Genomic DNA, 20,561 nt, shown 5'->3' with positions numbered 1-20,561 from the left:
TGAAATACAGACTATTAGGACAGATTTTGGATACAACGCAGTCTCATAACAAGCCTTATCACCACGGAAACCTCCACGACGAGCTGCTGCGCATCGCCGTGCAATTAGGCAAAGAAAAAGGCCCCGAGGCTATCACTATCCGCGCCGTTACCCGCGCGGCAGGAGTGTCCCCTACATCTGCCTACCGGCACTTTAAGGACCAGGAAGAGCTGCACGATAAGGTGGCCGAACTCGCCACCGATGAGCTCGTGCGCCGCCTGCACCGCACCACCAATGAATCTGGTGACCTCGCCTTCCCCGATCACCTCGTGCAGATAGGTTTTGCCTACCTCGACTTTGCCTTGGATGAAACGAATTTCTTCCGCTGCATGCTGGAGTGGAAGGCGCTGCGCTTTATGCTTGGCGTAGACCCTTCGACTCCCGATGATCCAAAAAGCGAGCACCTGAATATGATTCAGCGCTACTTCGATCTCTTGGCCCGCCACGCCCAGGCCCTCGGCCAAACGCCCAATAAAGAATATTTCCTACACAATAGCTTGCTGTCGTGGTCCGCCGTCCACGGGTTTACCGTACTTGCCATTGATGGGCCCCTGTCTAAACTGCCGCGGGAGGAAATCTATAAGCTGTTTAAGCCTGTCGTCGCAGGCAGCCTGCGCGGAATGGATTTTGAAGATCCGGGCGATGTATACGCCAATTACCCCGAATTACGGCCGCGCGATGAGGAGCGTTAGGCACTAGCGCGGTGCGGCCGCGCGGCGTACACGCGGCGTTTACGCGCGCAAAATCCCCCACTCGCCATCGCTGGTAAATACCGCGATGACGGGTGGGGGATGAAGTTTATGCAGCTTATACACAGCGCCCCTTATCAATAAAGGGGCGCTGGAAACCCAAGCAGATTACTCTGCGGACTCCTCAGAAGCTTCTGCCTCAGCATCTGCTTCGCCGGCAGCAGCGGCGGCAGCCTCAGCTGCAGCGGCCTCTTCAGCTTCCTTCTTCTTTGCTTCTTCCTTGGCCTTCTTCTTTTCGGTGATGGCCTCGATGGTTGGGCCGTTATTAGCCTCAGCCAATGCCTCGTTGAAGAGGTCCAGCTTGGACTTCTTCTCCTCGGCAACCTTCAAGGTGCCTTCGGCACCCGGCAGGCCCTTGTGCTTCTGCCAGTCACCGGTGACCTTCAGCAGTGCCAAGACCGGCTCGGTGGGCTGTGCACCAACGGACAGCCAGTGCTGTGCGCGCTCGGAGTCGATCTTGATGAGGGAAGGCTCTTCCTTCGGGTGGTAGATGCCGATGTTCTCGATGACCTTGCCGCTGCGGCGGGTACGAGCATCAGCGATAACTACGCGGTATTCAGCGGCGCGAATCTTACCTACGCGCTGCAGTTTAATTTTGACAGCCATGATGGCTCCTTTTCTAGTCACTGGGCAGTTCAGACACGCGCTGTTTAGCACGCCGGTTCAACCCTTGGATTTTATCTGCGCGTGACGTACCGGCCGACCGTAGACGGGAACGGTGTTACGCAGAATGAAACGTCTCATTATCATCAGCAGTTCGCACCACTGCGATAACCCGAACCATTTTAGCGTGTGCAGGCAGTATTTTAAAATCTTCGCGTCTCCCGCATTTTACGTTGCCCCGTTATGCTTTCGAGACCTTTAAAGAGTACCCTTATTAGCCGAATGTAAACCTTTGCCACAGAAGGCTTTGAAATACGCCGCGTTTGTTTTCCATGAACAAGCGCACGAAATGACGTTTTATGACAAAAGATTCTCCACGCAACTTTCGATACCGCTATGACCTCGATGGTCTGCGCGGTATCGCAATTGGCCTCGTAGTTATCTACCACGTCTTTGTCGGTCGTGTATCTGGCGGCGTGGATGTCTTCTTACTGCTTTCCGGTTATTTCTTCTTAGGCTCGCAGCTGCGCTATGCCGGAAAGTCCAACGCCTCCTTGAACCCATGGTGGCCAATCTGGCGCACGTTGCGCCGCTTGGTACCAAGCCTCGTCCTAGTCATCGGTGTGACGTATATATTGGTGCGCCTTTTCACGCCGCAGCTCATGCGCACTGAATTTACCCAGCAAATTACGGCAACCATGCTGTATTACCAGAACTGGGAGCTGGCGCGTCAAAACGCTGACTACACTGCGGCCGCCGCCGATACTTCCCCGCTGCAGCATATGTGGTCAATGTCCGTGCAGGGCCAGTTCTACCTGATGGGCATTGCCTTTGCCCTCATCCTGGCCGCGATTATGAAATGGCGTCCGCAGCATTCTTCGCTGCGGACCAGCCGCTTCCCTACGGTCAACCAAATCGCCGGCCCCATTCTCATCGTGGTGACCATCGTGTCCTTTGCCTATGCCTCGCGCCATGGGCTGCACGGAACGCCGGAAAACTATTACTCCACGTGGTCGCGTGCCTGGGAGTTGACCCTCGGTGCGGTTCTAGCCATCTACGGTTCCGCATGGAAGATTCCTGCACGTTTTTATGACCTGTTTACCGGCCTCGGCCTTTTCATGCTGGTCTTTACCGGCGCCATCATCGCAGAGACCACCGCCTACCCAGGACCGCTCTCGCTTTTGCCTTTGGGCGGTGCCGTGCTCATCATCTTGGGCGGTGGCGGCAAGATCTCCAAGGCCATGGCCTCTAAGAAGGCACGCTGGCTGGGCGATATCGCCTATCCGCTGTATCTATGGCACTGGCCGCTGCTTATTTTGTCCACCTCCTACTTGGGCCAGCAGACCCCGTCGTGGTGGCTGGGTATCATTATCATTGCCATCTCCCTGCTGCTTGCAGATATCACGCATCGCTTCATCGAACGCCCCCTGCGCCAGCACCGCAAGCGCCCCTTGGCAGAGGACCTCCCAGCCCACAAGGCAATCTCTAGTCTGTCCACCCGTGCCGGTGCCGGTCGAGCCATCGGCGGTGTCGTGGTCGCCAGCTGCGTCACGGCGCTGCTTCTCATTCAGCCGCTGTGGCTGCGCACCCTTAATATCGCCGACGCGGAAACACTTAATCCCCGGCTATATCCCGGCGCTACCACGTTCATCAATGACATCACCCCGCCGGACGGAGTAGAGATCAAACCTGATCCCGTCGTTGCTGGAGGAATCGAGCCACCGGTTGCTGCAAACTGGTGCTTCGTGCCCGATACTCAGCCCGCTGATTTCTTCTTTGAAACGCGCAGGGACGGCAAGACCCCCTGCATTTTCGGCGACACTACTGCCGAAAAGGAAGTCTATTTGGTGGGAGGATCCCACGCGGAGCAATACTCCTCTGCCCTCGACCGCCTGGGCCGAGAGATGGGTTTCAAGCTGGTTCCCCTCTTGCGCCAAGGTTGCCCCATCGAGCTTGGCGATGACGTCACGGTCAGCCCCGATTGCGCCGAGTGGGGTGAACTGGTCATGGACCGCATTGCCGAAGCCAAGCCAGAGTTGGTTATCTCCAATACCACCCGCCCGCAAAACGAGTTTGGGCATGGCCCCGATGCGGTGCCCGCCGGCTACCAAGCCTTCTGGGATGAGCTGTCCAAGCGCGATATTCCTTTCTTGGGCTTCCGCGATAACCCGTGGGGATTCGACGAGGACGGAGAGCCGCGCGAATTCGATGAGTGCTACGTTGCCAACGAGGACGCTGTGGGCTGTGGCATGCGGTTCGAGCAGGTCTACCAACCTTATGATCCAGGCGCTGTAGTCCTATCGCAGTATGAGAACATGCTGTCCCTCGATACCGCGCCGTGGTTCTGCGATACTAATGGCGATTGCCCGGTCATCATCGGCAACACCATGGTCTACCGCGATATGCACCACATCACCAATGCCTTTGCGGATTCCGCGATGCCGATGATCCGAGAAGCCCTCACCCCCTTCTTGAACGGCGAAAAGGTCCAACAAGAGGCGCCAGAAATCTCCCCTGAAGAGGCGGAGGCAGCACTAGAGGAATCGCCAGCTTCCCCCACCACCGGTGGCGCGCGGCGCGCCAACCCAGTGCCGTACCCCAATACCCCGGAAAACGATCCGGTGTAAACGCTCCCCGCGACGGCACGCACAAAGGTGGCCCATTACCTGTAAGCAATGGGCCACCTTCTATTTATTTCTCTGCGCGGCTACTTTTTACCCTTGCCAAAGTTGAGGTTATCGAGGTCGATATTCTCCATGCCTTTAGGCATCTTGGGCATACCGGGAATCTTTCCACCGCCGAGGCCACCGGCACCGCCAGCGCCTCCCATCTGCTGTTGCAGCTGCTGTAGCTCTTCCATCGACGGCATACCGCCGCCCATGCCTGGCATACCGCCCGGCATCTTGGGTCCGCGGTTGCCACCGCCGCCCTTGCCCTTCTTGCGCTTGCCGTTCTTGCCCTTGCGGCCCTTAGGCTTTTTCTTGGTGGCAGAACGTCCGCCACCTCCCATGCCAAATTGGCCGGCCATCTTGGACATCATCTTCTTGGCCTGGTTGAAGCGCTCGATGAGCTGGTTGACCTCGGAAACGCTCACACCGGAACCATTGGCGATGCGCTTGCGGCGCGATGCGTTCAAAATCTTCGGGTTCTCGCGCTCTTCTGGGGTCATACCGCGGATGATGGCCTGGATGCGATCCAGCTGCTTTTCATCCACCATGGCGGCCATCTCATTCATCTGCTTGCCGCCAGGCATCATCTTCAGCAAGTTGCCAATCGGACCCATCTTGCGGATCATCAGCATCTGGTCCAAGAAGTCATTCAGCGTCAGCTCGCCGGAGCCAAGCTTAGAGGCCGCTTCCTCGGCCTTCTGGTGATCCAGGGTGGCTTCCGCCTGCTCAATTAGGGAGAGCAGGTCACCCATGCCCAGGATGCGGCTGGACATGCGCTCTGGGTGGAAGACATCGAAATCATCGAGCTTCTCACCGGTAGAGGCATACAAAATCGGCTTGCCGGTCACCTCACGAATGGACAGAGCTGCACCACCGCGAGCGTCACCATCCAGCTTCGTGAGAACCACGCCGGTAAAGTCCACGCCATCGCGGAAGGCCTCCGCCGTTTGCACGGCGTCCTGACCAATCATGGAGTCGATGACGAACAGCACTTCATCCGGGTTTACGGCGTCGCGGATATTGCGCGCCTGCGTCATCAAGGTTTCATCAATGCCCAAGCGGCCGGCGGTATCGATGATGACCACATCGTGCTGCTTCTGCTTCGCCTCAGCAATACCGCGCTTGGCGACGTCCACCGGGTCCCCGTGCGAGGTACCCATCTCGTGGTCATTGGAATCCAGGGAGGTACCTGGGTCTGGGGCAAAGGTAGGGACCTCCGCGCGCTCGCCGACGATCTGCAGCTGCTGCACAGCGCCTGGGCGCTGCAAATCACAGGCCACGAGCATCGGGGTGTGCCCCTGCTTCGTGAGGTGCTTGGCCAATTTACCGGCCAGGGTGGTTTTACCAGCACCTTGCAGACCGGCCAGCATGATGACGGTCGGAGGATTCTTGGCCAGGTTCAACCGGCGGGTTTCGCCGCCTAGGATCTCAATGAGCTCCTCATTGACGATCTTGACCACCTGTTGGGCGGGGTTGAGCGCCTCAGATACTTCCGCGCCGCGCGCGCGTTCCTTGATGCGCTTGATAAACCCGCGCACCACCGTCAGAGAAACGTCAGCTTCCAGCAATGCCAAGCGAATCTCACGAGTCGTGGCGTTGATATCCGCCTCAGTTAATTTGCCCTTGCCGCGCAGGCCCGCCAGGGCTGACTGTAGGCGGTCTGATAGTGAGTCAAACACTACGGATGCGCTCCCTTAAATTAGATCGATCTAAAGTTCAATTATTCAATCTTAGTCCCTAGCCAGGGCCCTGGTCACATTCCCCACCACCTGGGCGCGAGAAACCGAAGCTCCAAAGAACACATGCACAATCATCGTTGCACCCAAGATTTCATGGCGCAGCCACATAAACTCCGGCAAAGCCTCCACCAGATAGCCCAACGCGCCTATCCTCTCCACGGTGCGAATCTCTAAGATTCCGCCCACGTTAAACGCCGCCGTCGTGGGCTCACCTGCGATCTCGGGAAGCTCGGTGTACGTCCGCGAATTATAGGACTGGATAAACCTGTCCGGTTCCGCGGCCTCTCTAAGCGTCTTTTGCACGGTGCGGATGACAAACTCCGCCTGATAACCACCAGCATCACCGCGCACGAAATTGGCCCGCACAATGGTCCACCCTAGGGCGGAAATCAACGCAAAAATGCGCTTAAAATCCGCCTTATTGGCGCCGGACCAGGTTACTGTGACCACTTCCTCCTGCCAATCAACCGCAAGCCCTACCCCATACTCGTCCTGCGGAACACGCACTAAGGGGCGGGTCACTATGCGTGGCTTATTGGCCTCCAAGGCGCGGGCCACGATAAGGGCCTGCGCCTGAGCGGTGCGAGCGGACCAAACCCCAGGGCCCGTCGATAAGGCATCCGCCTTGGATAAGGTGGCAAGCAGCGAAATGGTCAATTGGTCATAATGGCACGCATTTAATAGGGCATCGCGCGCGGCGTCCGAACTCGGATCCATCGTCGCCGCCAATCGCGCCAGGCTCGTATGCTCTGCCACCACGGTTTGCACGCGAGATATATCCGCAAGGTTAAACCGCATGCGCGCGGCCTGCCGTGCCACCAGCTCTGCCCCTACCTGCTCGTGCGGGCGGTCATGGCCCTTGCCCAAATCGTGATACAACGCAGCCAAGAGGAGGAGATCTGGGCGGGCCACCGAGGTCCGGACCTCGGCGCAGCGCGTCACGGTGGCAACCAAGTGATAGTCCACGGAATGCATGTGGCTGCGTTCCCTGGGCAGTAAACCGCGCACATGACCCCATTCGGGGACCAAGCGCTCCCACAGGCCATAGCGATCCAGCTCCGCAATCACCCGCGGGGTATGAGAAGGCGAAGACAAAATGGCGAAAAAGTCATCGACGGCCGCCCGCGGCCACCGCTCCGGTGGAGCCGGCAGCTCCTGCAACGCCCGCCACGTCGCAGGTAATACGGAATAACCCGTCCGTGCTGCGGCCGCCGCGACTCGGGTCAACAGCCATGGATCCGCACGATTGGGCGTACGGGCCAGGGAGATAACGTCGCCATCGGCCACAACGTCCACGTCGAGGGGACGCCGCACGCGGCTCCTTCCCTGCGACTTACTAGCGCTGCGGCTACCCAAAACGTCGCGGGCTGTGGCCAAGCTACGCTCTACCGCTTCATCGACAGCAGAGGCCGCAGTTACCAATGCCGCCGTTAGCTCATAGCGGCTGTTAAAGCCCATTTCATCAGCAACATCTGCGGCAAAGTCCGGATCCAAAATATCGCGGTGGCGGCGAGCCTTTACGTGCAGCAGGGTCCGTGCATCGAGTAGCAGCCGCCGCTCTTCTTCCAGCACAGGCAGATCGCACAGATTTCCTAGGGCTAAAGCGCGCAGGAGCTGAATATCGCGCAATCCCCCTCGCCCGTTTTTTAAGTCTGGGTTGGTCATGGTGGCAACGGCGCCAGAACGGTTCCACCGGGCGATGGCGATAGCGACGAAGCTATCAAAGCCCCGCTGCAGCTGCCGCCGCCACGCGTGCAGGAGGCGCTGACGGGCGTCATCGACAAGCGGCTTCTCGCCGGCGATATACGTCAGGTCCAATTGTGCGAAGCCAGCCGAGGCGTCCTGCAGAGCGATCTCGGCGCACTCCTGCGGGGTGCGCAGGGCGAAGTCCAACCGATACTTGGCATCCCACACCGGATACCACAAGTCCTCTACCAAGCGGGGATCTGGCTCGTGGTCCTCCGGGAAGATCAAGATGACATCAATATCGGAATAGGGAGTCATCTCCTGCCTGGCTAAAGAGCCAGTTGCAGCTAGCGCCGTGTGCGGCGGCAGGTCTAAGTCCTGGAGCACGCGCACCGCCCCGGCATAAGCCTCGCTGCGAAGAGCGGATGCTGCCACCATCTGTAATTACAGGGCGGTCTCGCCGCGCTCCCCGGTGCGGATGCGGATGACGTCTTCTACCGGGGTAATCCAAATCTTGCCATCGCCAATCTTGCCGGTATAAGCGGCATCCACGATGGCATCAATGAGGTCTTCCACCTGGTCATCAGCGGTCAAAACCTCCAACTTCACCTTGGGCACAAAGTCCGTCGCGTATTCGGCGCCGCGGTAAACCTCGCTGTGCCCGCTCTGCTGCCCAAAGCCTTGGCTTTCGGTCACTGTAAGGCCGTGTACATCCTGCTGTTTTAACGCCTCCCGGATATCCGGCAGAGTAAACGGCTTAACAATGGCGGTAATTAGTTTCATTTAATCCTCCTAATGAAAAGTATAATTCGGTGGCCAAGCGCGGCGCGGATATGCTGCGTTCCAGTCTAGCCCGGCCCAACTTCCGGATGTGCCCGAATTACGGTGGCGATCTGCAATTACAACTGCATCCACTGCGTTAAACACCGCGGCAGCGCAAAGGAAACGCGGGCCGCACACCCTCCATGGAAAAGGTACGAACCCGCGCTGCACACTAGGGTAGGAAATCCCTAGATTTCGTCTTCATTGGCGAAGACGGTCTGAATTTTCTCATTATTGTGTTTGGCGTGCTTGACGTCAGTAACCGCAACGCCATAGATGGAACGTCCCAGGTAGAACGAGCCCACCGAGCCGATAATCCAGACGCCAAAGCATGCGATGAGGCCCTTGATAAGAAGCGCCAAAGAAAAGCCATCTTGACCAAAATCCACGACTAGCTTGGCGAGGATAATAAGCGGAACCGCCAACCCCACGGTCGGGCCCATCAGGTTGGCACGTGTCAGGGCATCCGGTGCGCGCCACAAGGAGACCACGGTTGCCACCACAAGGATGGTAGCCACAATGAGCAGAACCGAAGCAATAATCTCGTAAACAGCCATGGCTTATCGCCGACCTTTCGAAATAATGCGGGCCATAGACAAGGTCGGCAAAATACCGGCCGCGATGGCGCCAATCAGGGCAATGTCATAGGCCAGTGGGGCATTGTTGATCATTGACCAACCGAGGTACATGCAGATCATGCCGTAAAAGACGATGTCTGACATCACCGCGCGGGTGAGCTCATCGCGAGTGCGCAGCGCCAATAGCACCCCGCACCAGGCGGCCCCGCCCATGATGAACACGCACACCAGTACAACCCAACCGAATGGGGACAATGTTGCAAAATCAATCATCGGTCGGTCTCCTTCCTGCGTTGAATTTTCCGGGCGAGGTGCTTGGGCTTTTCGACGTCCGCCTGGCTCTCCGAAAGCGGAGTGTCCTCCGCCCGCGCGAGATCCGGCGAGCGCATATAGCGGCCCAGGGTATCCAAGGGGAATTCGTAGAAAGCCTCATCGAGCTCCGTCGTATCCCCTTGCCCAGGAACGCCATAGTCGATGCTCTTAACGCGCGGTGCCAAGTGCTCTTCCATATCGGCCAAGTCAGCCACGATCGCGGCAGGATCGGAGCCCTGTACCGCTTGTACTAGCACGATGCGGGGCAAGCCCTTGCGCGGTGGTTCGCGCAGTCCCAAGGACAGCGTGCCAGGGGTAGCGGTAATGGAGGAGGTGAACCAGAAAATCTCCCAGGCGCTGGTAACGCGCAGTGGGTACCGGATGATCACCGGGTGGTATTCGTTATCGGGCTTAAATGCTGACATCGCCAGGGTGAACCCAGCAACGAAAATCTCCTTGATGAGCCAGAGTGCATAAGCTACGGCATGCATTTATCGGCCCTCCTGAATGTCATCGATATTAGGTAGTGCGGCTGAGTCATCGCCCAAGATGGTGTCAGTATAAGCCGTCGTGTCCAGCAGTTGTTCGGCTGCGGTTTCCACCACATCAATAACCACGCCGGAAAAAATGAACATGCCCAGCGAGACCAAGATGAGCGCTGCGGAAGGTGCCATCAGCTTCTTGCGGATGATGAGCTCATCGGGAACCTTGTCCGAGGGCAGATCGTGTCCCCAGAAGGCTTCGCGCCAGACGCGCAACATCGCCAAGAATGCCGCGAAGGAGGCGATGATGATGGCGGCAATGGCAATCCAGGCCCAAGCGCCGCCATTGCGGGCGACCTCGAAGACGATCATGAGCTTGCCCCACATGCCGGAGAATGGCGGGAAGCCCACCACAGAGAAGGCACCGGCGGCAAAAATCCAGGCGATAATGGTATCGCGGCGTGCGAGGCCGGATATTTTGGTCAAGTCACCCGTGCCATAGGTCTCTTCGATAGCACCGGACGCCAGGATCAACGAGCCAACGGTCACCATGTGGTGAATCGTGTACATGATACCGGCGGCCAAGGCGCGACTTGGGTTTTCCGAGGTAAAGGCCAGCATCACCAAGATGAACGGCATACCGTTGAGCATCTGGTAACCCAGCACGCGGCGAATCGTCTTTTCGGTTAGACCACCGAAGGCACCGATCATCATCGAGATCAGCATGAGGACGATGATGAGTACGTTCCACCGCTGCTCGAGATCGAAAAGCTGCACGTACAGCCGGTAGAGCATGTAGACGGCGACCTTCGTGTGCAGGCCGGAGAAAAGGCCCATCACCGCGGCCGACGTGCCTGGATAGGTGCGCGGCAGCCAAGACTGCACCGGGAAGACACCGGCCTTGGCGGTAATCGCAATAAGGATAATGCCCGCGGCGACGGTCACCGGGCCGTTGCCGGCGGCGGCTCCCTGCAAGGCAGCCAGGTTGACCGTGCCCGTGACGGAATAGATATAGCCGACACCAACCACCAGCAGCGTGGAGGCAAAAAGGTTAACGAGGACGAACGCGCGTCCTGCCGCCAAGCGCGACCACGTGCCCGACATGGTGATAAGGCCGTAGGACGGCAACAGCATGACCTCAATGAACACGAAGAAGTTAAAGAGGTCAGCGGTCAGCAGCGCACCGCATACACCGGTGATAAGAATCAGCGTGAGCGAAGGGTAATAACGAGATTTCGTCTCCCCGCCCACGATGGCGAACCAGTTAGCGCCAAAGGCCACGATCATCGTGGTGATGATCATCAGCGCGGAGAAGGCATCCGCAACGAGCGGAATACCCACATTTCCTACGTAGAGGCCCACGGTATGCGCCACTACCCCATTGTTCATGGTGTAGATCAACAGTCCCAGGCCGGCGAAGACACCGACTCCGGGGATGATGAGCATGATCGCATCGCGAACGGCGCGCCACGGCGCCAGCAAGGCAAGAGCCGCGGCAATGAGCGGAATGCCCGGGAAAAGCGGAAGAAGTTGGGCTACAACATCAGCCATTATTTTTCATCCTCCTTCTTCCTATTTACCCCGCGCTCAGCCACGGGGGTGTCGTGGTCTACCCGGCCAATGCGATCGAGCTCATTCGCGGACTCTTCCAAAATCGCGCGGTTCTGAGCATCGCGGCCCAAGGTAGAAAATGCGTGGTCAATGGTGTTGTCATCGACGGGTTCCACAACATCGGTGTCATCGTTTTTGCCCATCGCAGCCATGGTCAACAGGATGGTCGAGGTTGCCATGGAGATAACAACGGCCGTCAGCACGAATGCCTGCGGTAGCGGGTCGGCCATCTGATCGTGGGGTACCTCTGAGGGAAATGCTTCGCCTCGGTAGGAGTACACACCAGTGGCCAACAAGGTCAGGTTGGCACCGTGGCCGAATGCCATCATGCCCAACACAATGCGGACCAGGCCGCGTTGTTGAATGAGGTAGACGGCGCCCCCGAAGAGGATGGCGATAGTTAACGCGAGAATCATTACTTCTCCCCTCCTCGGTTGGCGTTAGAACGGCGACGTTGCTTTGTCTTTGCCTCTTTGGGGCTGAGCAAAGCGAGCGGATCCGTCGACGGGTTGATTGGGTCTGGATACGGATCGTCCGCATCCTCAACGGCGATGCGCGGCGTGGCCGGCAGGGCCGAGTCATCATCATGAATCCACGGCAGGAAGTCCCGCTCAGTACCTGGCCTGAGGTAGCCGCCCAAGGCGTTGATGGCCATCGTGAGCATGCCCAACACGGCCAGGTAAATACCGAGGTCGAAGATGAGGGACGTCGTCCAGTGCTGGCCAAAGGCTTCGCCGTGCAAGGCAGTGAGGAAACCACCATTGCCAAAGCCGTCGTGCCAGTAACCAATAAAGCCTGCCAATAGCGCCGTAATGATGCCGATGCCGGTCAGATGCACTGGGGTCATCCGGCCAAAGACGATTTCATCGGAACCGCGGGACAGATAGGTCAGGCCAATGGCCGCACCCATAATCAGCGCCGCGGGGAATCCGCCGCCGGAGGCATTGTGCCCGCGGAAGAAGACGATGACGGACATGATGATGAGCAAAGGAATGACAATATTGATTCCCTTGCGCAGCGGCACGGAGTTCAGCTGCGACTGACCGAAAGGCGCTGGGCGCGTACCCGAGCTGAACGGGAAGCGCGGCAGCGTCGTAGTAATGGCTGCAATAACGACGGCGGCCATGCCCAGCACGGACAGCTCGCCCAAGGTATCGAGTGCACGGAATTCCACGATGATGGTGGCCACGACGTTATCGCCACCCGTGATATCCGGTGCCTCGTCGAGGTACCACAGCGCCAAGTCCGAGCGTTCGTGGCGGCCCATCAGGCCCCAGACGCCGAGGAAGGCAGCGATACCGGCCAATACGGCGATAACGATGGAGCCTACCCTGCGGGATTTATCAGTAACCGGCTGGAAGGTCTCCGGCAGGTAACGCAGCACCATCATCATGACGACCACGGACAGGGCTTCCACCATGAACTGGGTCAGCGCGACGTCCGGTGCGCCCAAGAGGAACATTTGCAAGGTAACGCCCGTACCTGCGATGCCGATCATGACGGCGCCGGTTAGGCGGTTCTTGGTGCGTACCAGCCCGAATACGGACAAGGCAATGATACCCAACGGCAGCAGGTCCCACGGGTTATCGAGACCATCGACGCGCGGTTGCAGCGGTACGCCGTCGACCCCCTCGCCAAACAAGGTAGTCCCCGCCAGGACGATAATCACAATGACGATCGGCAGGATGTGACGGGACGGGTTGTGGGAATCGGACATCTTGCCCAATACCTGGCCGAGCTTGGCGCAGCCATCTTGCAGGCTTTGCAGGAGCTCGTTGCCGCTGCGCGGCATGAAGTTGCGTCCCTCGAAGGCCGGCCACATCTTCTTGCGGGCAAAGAGACCGGCAATACCGGCCACCAGCACGAGAATCGAAATGATGAATGGAACGTTGATTCCATGCCATACCGCAAGGTGAGAATGCGTTTCCATGCCCACGGCGCCAACGGCATGCTCCAAAGGCTCATCGAAAATACCCAAGACGAAGACGAGCGGCAGGGACATAAAGCCCGGCAGCGCCGCGGGAAGCCACAGGGCAACTGGGGCTTCGTGGACATCGTCCATAGAGCGCGGCCCATCGAAGAATGCACCGAAGACGATCTTCGCCGAGTAGGTGAAGGTAAAGAAGGCACCGATACCTGCCACGGCAAGCAAGATTGCTTGCCCTGCGCCGCCAATGGGGGCGTCCTCAAAGGCGGTGAGCATTCCTTCCTTGGACACGAAGCCCAGCAGCGGAGGAACCGCAGCCATGGAGGCGGCGCCGATGACGACAGAGCCAAACGTCCACGGCATCTTATTCCACAGCGGGCCAAGGCGACGGATATCGCGCGAACCCGCTTCATGGTCAATGACGCCGATGAGCATGAACAGCGAGGACTTAAAGAGCGCGTGGGCCAAGGTGTGCACCAGTGCTGCCCCAATAGCGAACGGGGTACCGACACCGATGGTGGCCACAATCCAACCCAGGTGAGACACGGTGGAATATGCGGTCAGCTTCTTCAGGTCCGTCTTTTGCACCGCGAATACCGCGGACATAACCGCCGTGCCCATACCGACGACGATGAGCACCCAGTTCCACACCGCGACATCGTAGAAGACCGTGGAGAAGCGAATGAGCAGGTAAATACCCGCCTTGACCACGGCCGCGGCGTGCAGGAACGCCGAGACAGGCGTAGCGGCGGCCATGGCTTCTGGCAGCCAGAAGTGGAATGGGAATTGAGCGGACTTGGTAAAAGCAGAAGCCGCGATAAGCACGGCAACGCTCGCGGTCACGCCGGGGCGCTCATCCCATACCGAGGATGCGAGGATCTCAGAAATGGTGGTCGAACCGGTGGTCACTGCGGCGATGCCCAATGCCGTCAATAGCGTAAGGCCACCGATAAAGGTCAGGATTAAGGTGCGCTGCGAACCTGCCTCTCCCCCGGAGCCAGAACGCGCAATGAGCATGAAGGAAGCCAAGGAGACAAGCTCCCAGGCGAGGAATAGGACAACAACGTCATTGGCCAGAACCAGCAACAAGATGGACAGCGTGAACGCCGTCATCAATGTATAAAAGCTCGTATTTCCCTCATTTTTCGGGAGATACGCTGCCGAGTACGTCAGCACGACAGCGCCAATGACAAGAGCCAACATGGCGAAGAAGATGCTCAATGCATCTCCACGCAGAGCGAAACTTACATCAACCCCCGGTGCAATAAAATCGCGTACCCAGGTGGCTTGGAAACTGAGTTCCTGCCCCGCTGCAATGGCAGAAAAATCCTTAGCAATGAGCACCGCTGCGATGAGAAAGAGGACGGCTAATGGATAGCCCGCCTGTCGGTCCATGACCTTTACGGTCACCGGTGCCAAGATCACTGCCAATGCTGCGAGGAGGACAGCAAAAAGTAGCGTCACGAAATACTTGCCTCACGAACCTTGGTCTTGGATTGGTGCGAATTTCGCACCGAATCACTAAATACAGCCCTACCAGATTACCATTGCTCACCAGCTCAATGCAGATCACAGCAATCCAGGGCTCCCCATGCTCGCAGGACATACCTGCAAGGCACATAGGCGCGAAAAACTCCCCAGCACCCGCGACTACTTCATTTAATGAGCAGCCAGGTACTGGGGAGTTATCTAAAACGGTTGAGGGAGAAGACCCTATTTCTCACCTAGCAAGGCATCGACGAATCCTTCGACTTCGAATGGCGCAAGGTCATCGGCACCCTCGCCCAAGCCCACAAGCTTGACTGGAACGCCCAACTCCTCTTGCACTTGGAAGACGATGCCGCCCTTCGCCGTGCCATCCAACTTGGTGAGCACCACGCCGGAAATATCCACGACCTCGCGGAAAATGCGAGCCTGTGCCAGGCCGTTTTGGCCCACCGTGGCATCGAGGACCAAGAGGACCTCATCAACCTCGGTCTTCTTTTCTACGACGCGCTTGACCTTGCCCAGCTGATCCATCAGGTCAGTCGAGGTGTGCAGGCGGCCGGCCGTATCGACCAAGACGACATCGACCTGCTGTTCCACACCGGTGGCCACGGCATCAAAGGCCACGGAGGCTGGGTCTGCGCCTTCCTTGCCACGCACGGTTTCGGCGCCCACGCGGCGTCCCCACGTTTCTAGCTGGTCTGCAGCCGCAGCACGGAAGGTATCTGCCGCACCCAACAGGACGCTGTGATCCATCGATACGAGAACGCGGGCGAGCTTACCGGTGGTGGTGGTCTTACCGGTGCCGTTGACGCCTACGACCATGACAATGGCGGGCTTTCCGTCATTGGGCATCGCGCGAATGGAGCGATCCATTTCTGGGTGGCACGCCTCGATGAGGCATTCACGCAGCATGGCGCGGGCCTCTTCCTCGCTCGACACGCCACGCTCAGCAATCTTGTCGCGCAAGGAATCGGTGACCTTCATCGTGGACTTGGTGCCCAGATCCGCCATGATGAGGGTATCTTCGATTTCCTCCCAGGCGTCTTCGTCCAGATCGCCGGCGGAAAGAATTCCCATCAAGCCTTGGCCGATGGCGTTCTGGGAACGAGAGAGGCGCCCGCGCAGACGGCCGAGGCGGCCTCCCGCCGGAGCGATGTCCTCGGTGGGCTGGGCCGCCGCAGCAGGTTCGCCTTCTGGCACCGGAGTTTGTTCCTTGGCTGCTTCCGCAGCATCCGTTTGTGCATCGGCTGCAGCCGCAGCTTCTTCTGCTTCCTCGTGGTTATCGACGCGTTCTTCGATGTGGTCTGCGTCTTTATCATCTACCACCTCATCGAAGACCGGGGATTCATCCTCTACCTCGGCGGCCTCGACGGATACAACGTCTTCCGGGTCTTTTTCTTCATGGTCTGGCTCGCCGCGGTGGTAGTCGTTCGCACTTTCTGCCGCAGGTTTCTCGGCGGCGGCTGGGGCGGAGTGCTCGCTGTCCTCTACTTCTTTATCCTTTGCTTCCGCCTTTGCGGAAGCAGGTGCGGAAGCTTGCGCGGAATCCGGCTTGTCAGAATGATCCTTTGCCTCATCTGCGGCGGATTCCTGGCGGTCACCAGAGGCTGCAGCAGCGGCGCCGACTCCCCCAGCTGCGGCCCCAGCGGCAGCCGCAGTACCGGCAGCGCCTTTGCCTTCAGGCTTATCCGCCGCAGGCTTGGGTTCCGGTTCCGGAGTGGTGGCAGGATCGGACTCGGCCTTAGCTTTATCGCCATCGCCGTCCGCTGCAGGTTGCTCAGGTTCTGCGGACTTCTTTGACTGCTCGTCAGATGCAGATTCTTGGCGCTGCGGTTCTTCCTCCTTGGCCGCCTTATCGGGGGCAGCGTTCTTATCCTTAGCCGGTTCAGGTCGCTTGGCCGCCGGCGGCTCTTCACCGTTGAGCTGGGCATTCGCGATATCGGTGGCGCTGGGCTCTGACTGCTCCGAAGACTCCCGCTGCTGCGGCTGCTTAGCCTGCTGCGGTTGAGTCTGCTGCGGCTTCTCCTGCGCTACCTTTTCGGGTTCTTTTGAGCCTGCTGGGGCAAAGTTGAAGCCAGACTTCGCCTGGTAATTGCCGGACTTTTGCTCCTGGGTTAGCTGTTTGGGCTCTTCCTTGGGTTTTTCGAAAGAAACCTTCTTGGATTCACCGCGCTTTTTGCCGATTGCAATGAAGACGACAATCAGCACAATGACAACGACTGCTATGCCGATCCATAACCATAAAGAATTCATGCCTCTATAGTGCCAGCCTTTCGGGCTTGCGGCACATAAGGGCGGCGAAATCTTCTATTCCGTTGATTGCGGTGCATCAACTCCAAGCCGCGTCGCATCCTGGCTCGCTTGCTCGGCTCCCGGCGCGAGTCCGGCTGGATTCATGCGCTGGGAGATGACCCGGGTGATGCCATCGCCGCGCATGGTCACGCCATAGAGGACATTGGCCACATCCATGGTCGGCTTTTGGTGCGTGATGACAATGAGCTGGGAATCTTTCCGCAGTTCCTCGAATAAGGCGATGAGCCGGCGCAGGTTGACATCATCAAGCGCTGCCTCGACCTCATCCATGACGTAGAACGGGCTGGGGCGCGCACGGAAGATCGCCACGAGCATGGCCAGCGCGGTAAGGGATTTCTCGCCGCCGGAAAGCAGCGACAGGCGCTTGACCTTCTTGCCTGGCGGCCGGGCTTCGACCTCGATGCCGGTGGTGAGCATGTCTTCTGGCTCGGTAAGGATTAACCGGCCCTCTCCACCCGGGAAGAGGGTATTGAATACCTTGGGAAACTCTGCTTCCACATCCCGCCAGGCATCGGTAAACAGCTGCAGGATCTGCTTATCCACGTCCGAAATCACCCCGGCGAGATCCTGGCGGGCTTGGATGACATCGTCTAGCTGCGTAGAAAGGTAGCTGTAGCGCTCTTCCAGCGCCTTATATTCCTCCAAGGCCAAGGGGTTGACCTTGCCCAAGGAGTTCAAATCCTTTTCCGCCTGCTGCAGTCGCGACTTTTCCGCGCTGCGGTCGAAGTCTTCGCCCGGGGTGAAATCGCGCAAAAGGTCAGCGATAGCGATGCCCAGTTGTTCGCCAATCTTTTTTTCGGCTTCATCTAGGCGCACCTGCGCCTGCGAACGAGCTAGCTCTGCTTCATGCGCCCGTGCTGTTAGCCGGTCGCTATTTTGACGTGCGGCCGATACCGCCTGCTTGGCCTGCTGCAATTGGGAATTTAAGGAGTTGCGCTCGTGGACAAACTCATCGCGCTCGGAGGTGGCGCGGCTTAAAAGCTGGTTTGCCCGGGCTGCCAAGTCCTGTGCGTGCCGTGCCACCGCTGATGCCAATTGCCCCTGCGCCTTGCGGCGGGCCATGGCCTGTTCATGGCGGGCCTTCGCTTGGCGCTCGTGTTGGGCCTGGCGCCGCAAATTATCGGCCTTGCCGGCAACTTGACCCACGCGCTCTTGCGCCGAGCGGGCCGCGACTTGGGCCTCCATTTCCATGGATTTTACCTCTTCCAGCGCGGCCGAGGCGGCATCCCTATCGGCGGACGAGGGCTCGTCTGGTTGATCGTCGGCATCGACGCGGGCGAGCCTATCGCGGGCATCGGCAAGCTCCTGGTTGGCTTTCTGCAACCGGATCTCGATCTCGGTGGCGCGCTGCGCGGACTTTTCCAGCTCCGCCTTATTTGCCTCGTACTGCTTCTCCAGGCGGTGATGATCGCGCTTCCAGGCATCAACCTCGGTATCGTGCTCCCGCAATGCTGCCTTGGCGGATGCGGCCGTCACGCGGGCATCCTCGGCGGCAATCTTTGCCCCCTTCAAGGTGCCAGAAAGCTCGTGCAGGGCTTGATTTGCCTGCTCTAACTCCTCTTCAGCCTCCGCGATGCGGGCGGTGACCTCCACGGTGGACGAGGAACCGGTGCCGACCTCGACCCACCCTTCGCCGATGACAACCCCGGACGCGGTCACGGCGCGCAGGCGCGGATCATCGGCCACGAGGCGCCGGCCGTGGGCAATATCGGGGACGAGGGCGACATCGGCAAGCAGCCGGTGCAACGCCACCGAAACCTCAGGTTGCACCGTGACGTGATCCAGCAACCAGGAAGCTTGCGGCGGCAGATCGGCATCGACGCGCCACGAACTCGCGGGCGCTGAAGCCGCCGCATCTAGCAGCGCCGAGCGCGGGCCCTTCTCCAGATCCGCAATCAAGCCCTCGGTCAACTGCCCCGCCTGCGCCTCTGCGAAGGTGCCCAACGCGGCCGCAACCGCCGATTCATAGGTGGTGGAAATATACGCGGCCAATGGCTGGAATTCTTCGCCCACCTCGACCGACTCGGGGATGGTCTGGGACAGCGTATCGATGCGGGACCGCAACGTATAGACACTGCGCTCGCGCTCGCGCTGGGCATCGCGGAGCTGATCCAAGCGCTTATCGGCAGCACCGGACTCGCTGGCAGCCCGCGTATGCGCCTCCTCCAAAGGCTGGCGCTCCGCGGCATAATTATCCAACTTCTGCGCTACCTCAGCGGCTTCTGCCTGCGCATTCTGGGTGCGGCGCTGCAGCGAAGCCACGGCCTCTTCCTGCCGCGCCAGCTCTTCTTCCGCGCTGGCTACCTGCCCCGCCGCCTTTTCTTCGGCGGCAAAAAGGCGCACAACTCCCTCGCGGCGGTCCGCAATGGCGCGCACCTGTGCCATATGTTCGTGCTCGGCGGCCTCGAATGCTTGCCGACGCTCCGCCACTTCCTCCCGAATGCTTTCTAACCGCTCCGCAGCTTCTTCTGCCGCTACCACGAGCTCCTCGTGTTCCTCGTCCGCGCGCGTCGCCTTGGCCTCAAGATCATCCGGATCCTGGCCGGCATAGGCGACCTGGGACCCGGCATTATCCGCCCGCTCCTCTGCGATGCGCTGGGTCGCCGCAATGCGCTCGGACAAGGTCGAGAGATCAAACCACAGTTTTTGGGCCGCTTCCGCTTGCGGATTGACCTCCTCCAGCTGGGTTTCCAGCTCCATTTGGTGCTCGGTCGCTTCTTCGAGCTGCGCCGTGGTCTCTTCCACCTGGGTAGATAAGACCGTCGCGGTCTGCTCGGCAGCGGAAAGCTTCTGCCGCAGGCCGACGATGCGGCCTCCGGCCAGGCGCAGGCGCGCATCGCGCACATCAGCCTGCACCGTGGCCGCGCGCTGGGCAGCTTCTGCCTGCCGCGCCAAGGGCTTGAGTTGTTTTCCCAGCTCATCAGTCAAATCCTGCAGGCGGTCCAAATTGGCCTGCATGCCCGTGAGTTTGCGCTGGGCTTTTTCTTTGCGGCGGCGGTGTTTGAGGACACCTGCGGCTTCCTCGATATAGGAGCGGCGATCCTCGGGGCGCGATTCTAGAATTTCAGAAAGCTTGCCCTGCCCCACGATGATGTGCATCTCTCGGCCAATGCCGGAATCAGAAAGCAGCTCCTGGATATCCATCAACCGGGCCTTTGCCCCATTGATTTCGTATTCGCTCGCGCCGTCGCGGAACATGCGGCGGGTAACAGATACCTCGGAGTACTCGATGGGCAGCGCACCATCGGCATTATCGATGGTGAGCGTGACCTCGGCTCGGCCCAGTTGCTTGCGGTCGCCTGCCCCGGCGAAGATGACGTCTTGCATCTTGCCGCCGCGCAGGGTCTTTGCGCTAGCCTCTCCCATGACCCAGGCAAGGGCATCGACCACGTTGGATTTGCCGGAACCGTTCGGGCCGACAACAGCGCAGATGCCCGGCTCAAATTTGAGAGACGTCGCCGACGCGAATGACTTAAAGCCTTTGAGCGTCAGCGATTTCAGGTGCATTTGGGATAGTGTAGCAAGCCTTTAAGACACGAGTTG

At 59.2% G+C, this 20,561-nt stretch carries 14 protein-coding genes; 2 read left to right on the top strand and 12 right to left on the bottom strand.

The genetic code is table 11. The annotated features are described in order from the left end of the window. Positions 1 to 26: 26 nt before the first annotated feature. On the top strand, positions 27 to 731 hold the full coding sequence (locus tag QP970_RS00315; protein WP_239269465.1) for a TetR/AcrR family transcriptional regulator: 705 nt from the start codon (positions 27 to 29) through the stop codon (positions 729 to 731). A 165-nt stretch (positions 732 to 896) separates the two neighbouring features. Here the strand turns inward: QP970_RS00315 and rpsP are convergent, their stop codons facing one another. Further along, positions 897 to 1,394: a 30S ribosomal protein S16 gene (gene rpsP / locus QP970_RS00310; protein ID WP_284851456.1), complete on the bottom strand. Its 498-nt coding sequence runs from the start codon at positions 1,392 to 1,394 to the stop codon at positions 897 to 899. A 356-nt stretch (positions 1,395 to 1,750) separates the two neighbouring features. Between rpsP and QP970_RS00305 the strand changes: the two genes are divergently transcribed. Continuing rightward, positions 1,751 to 4,018, top strand: coding sequence for an acyltransferase family protein (locus tag QP970_RS00305; protein WP_239269464.1), 2,268 nt, complete (start codon positions 1,751 to 1,753; stop codon positions 4,016 to 4,018). Positions 4,019 to 4,098: 80 nt separating this feature from the next. Here the strand turns inward: QP970_RS00305 and ffh are convergent, their stop codons facing one another. The 11 genes from ffh to smc form a co-directional block, all read right to left on the bottom strand. After that, the gene (ffh, locus tag QP970_RS00300; protein ID WP_005278622.1) at positions 4,099 to 5,739 is read right to left on the bottom strand and encodes a signal recognition particle protein; all 1,641 of its coding nucleotides are present in this window, start codon (positions 5,737 to 5,739) and stop codon (positions 4,099 to 4,101) included. Between the two features lie 51 nt (positions 5,740 to 5,790). After that, on the bottom strand, positions 5,791 to 7,923 hold the full coding sequence (locus QP970_RS00295; RefSeq protein WP_239269463.1) for a [protein-PII] uridylyltransferase: 2,133 nt from the start codon (positions 7,921 to 7,923) through the stop codon (positions 5,791 to 5,793). A 6-nt stretch (positions 7,924 to 7,929) separates the two neighbouring features. Beyond that, a complete protein-coding gene (locus QP970_RS00290) occupies positions 7,930 to 8,268 on the bottom strand; it encodes a P-II family nitrogen regulator (protein ID WP_005278617.1) in 339 nt (112 codons plus the stop codon). Between the two features lie 227 nt (positions 8,269 to 8,495). Next, entirely contained in the window at positions 8,496 to 8,864 is a 369-nt protein-coding gene (locus QP970_RS00285; protein WP_239269462.1) for a Na+/H+ antiporter subunit G, read from the bottom strand. Positions 8,865 to 8,867: 3 nt separating this feature from the next. After that, positions 8,868 to 9,158, bottom strand: coding sequence for a cation:proton antiporter (locus tag QP970_RS00280; RefSeq protein WP_005278611.1), 291 nt, complete (start codon positions 9,156 to 9,158; stop codon positions 8,868 to 8,870). Next, positions 9,155 to 9,688 (bottom strand): monovalent cation/H+ antiporter subunit E, encoded by a 534-nt coding sequence (locus QP970_RS00275; RefSeq protein ID WP_005278609.1) that lies wholly within the window; start codon positions 9,686 to 9,688, stop codon positions 9,155 to 9,157. Before QP970_RS00275 ends, QP970_RS00280 begins: the two co-directional genes overlap by 4 nt. Then, a complete protein-coding gene (locus tag QP970_RS00270) occupies positions 9,689 to 11,230 on the bottom strand; it encodes a monovalent cation/H+ antiporter subunit D family protein (protein ID WP_284869375.1) in 1,542 nt (513 codons plus the stop codon). Beyond that, complete coding sequence (locus tag QP970_RS00265) at positions 11,230 to 11,706, bottom strand: sodium:proton antiporter (RefSeq protein WP_239269459.1); 477 nt, start codon at positions 11,704 to 11,706, stop codon at positions 11,230 to 11,232. The genes QP970_RS00270 and QP970_RS00265 overlap by 1 nt, the downstream gene beginning before the upstream one ends. Beyond that, a complete protein-coding gene (locus QP970_RS00260; protein WP_239269458.1) occupies positions 11,706 to 14,681 on the bottom strand; it encodes a DUF4040 family protein in 2,976 nt (991 codons plus the stop codon). The genes QP970_RS00265 and QP970_RS00260 overlap by 1 nt, the downstream gene beginning before the upstream one ends. A 249-nt stretch (positions 14,682 to 14,930) precedes the next feature. Beyond that, positions 14,931 to 16,958 carry a signal recognition particle-docking protein FtsY gene (ftsY, locus tag QP970_RS00255; RefSeq protein WP_284869374.1) on the bottom strand — a complete coding sequence of 676 codons (2,028 nt, stop codon included), beginning with the start codon at positions 16,956 to 16,958 and terminating at the stop codon, positions 14,931 to 14,933. Between the two features lie 54 nt (positions 16,959 to 17,012). Beyond that, on the bottom strand, positions 17,013 to 20,525 hold the full coding sequence (smc, locus tag QP970_RS00250; RefSeq protein WP_239269456.1) for a chromosome segregation protein SMC: 3,513 nt from the start codon (positions 20,523 to 20,525) through the stop codon (positions 17,013 to 17,015). Between the last annotated feature and the right edge of the window lie 36 nt (positions 20,526 to 20,561).

Source organism: Corynebacterium sp. MSK073, from assembly GCF_030232085.1.
In the GTDB taxonomy this organism is placed as follows: domain Bacteria; phylum Actinomycetota; class Actinomycetes; order Mycobacteriales; family Mycobacteriaceae; genus Corynebacterium.
The sequence above is the reverse complement of the archived record's forward strand: the minus strand, read 5'-3'. Positions and strand labels throughout refer to the sequence as shown.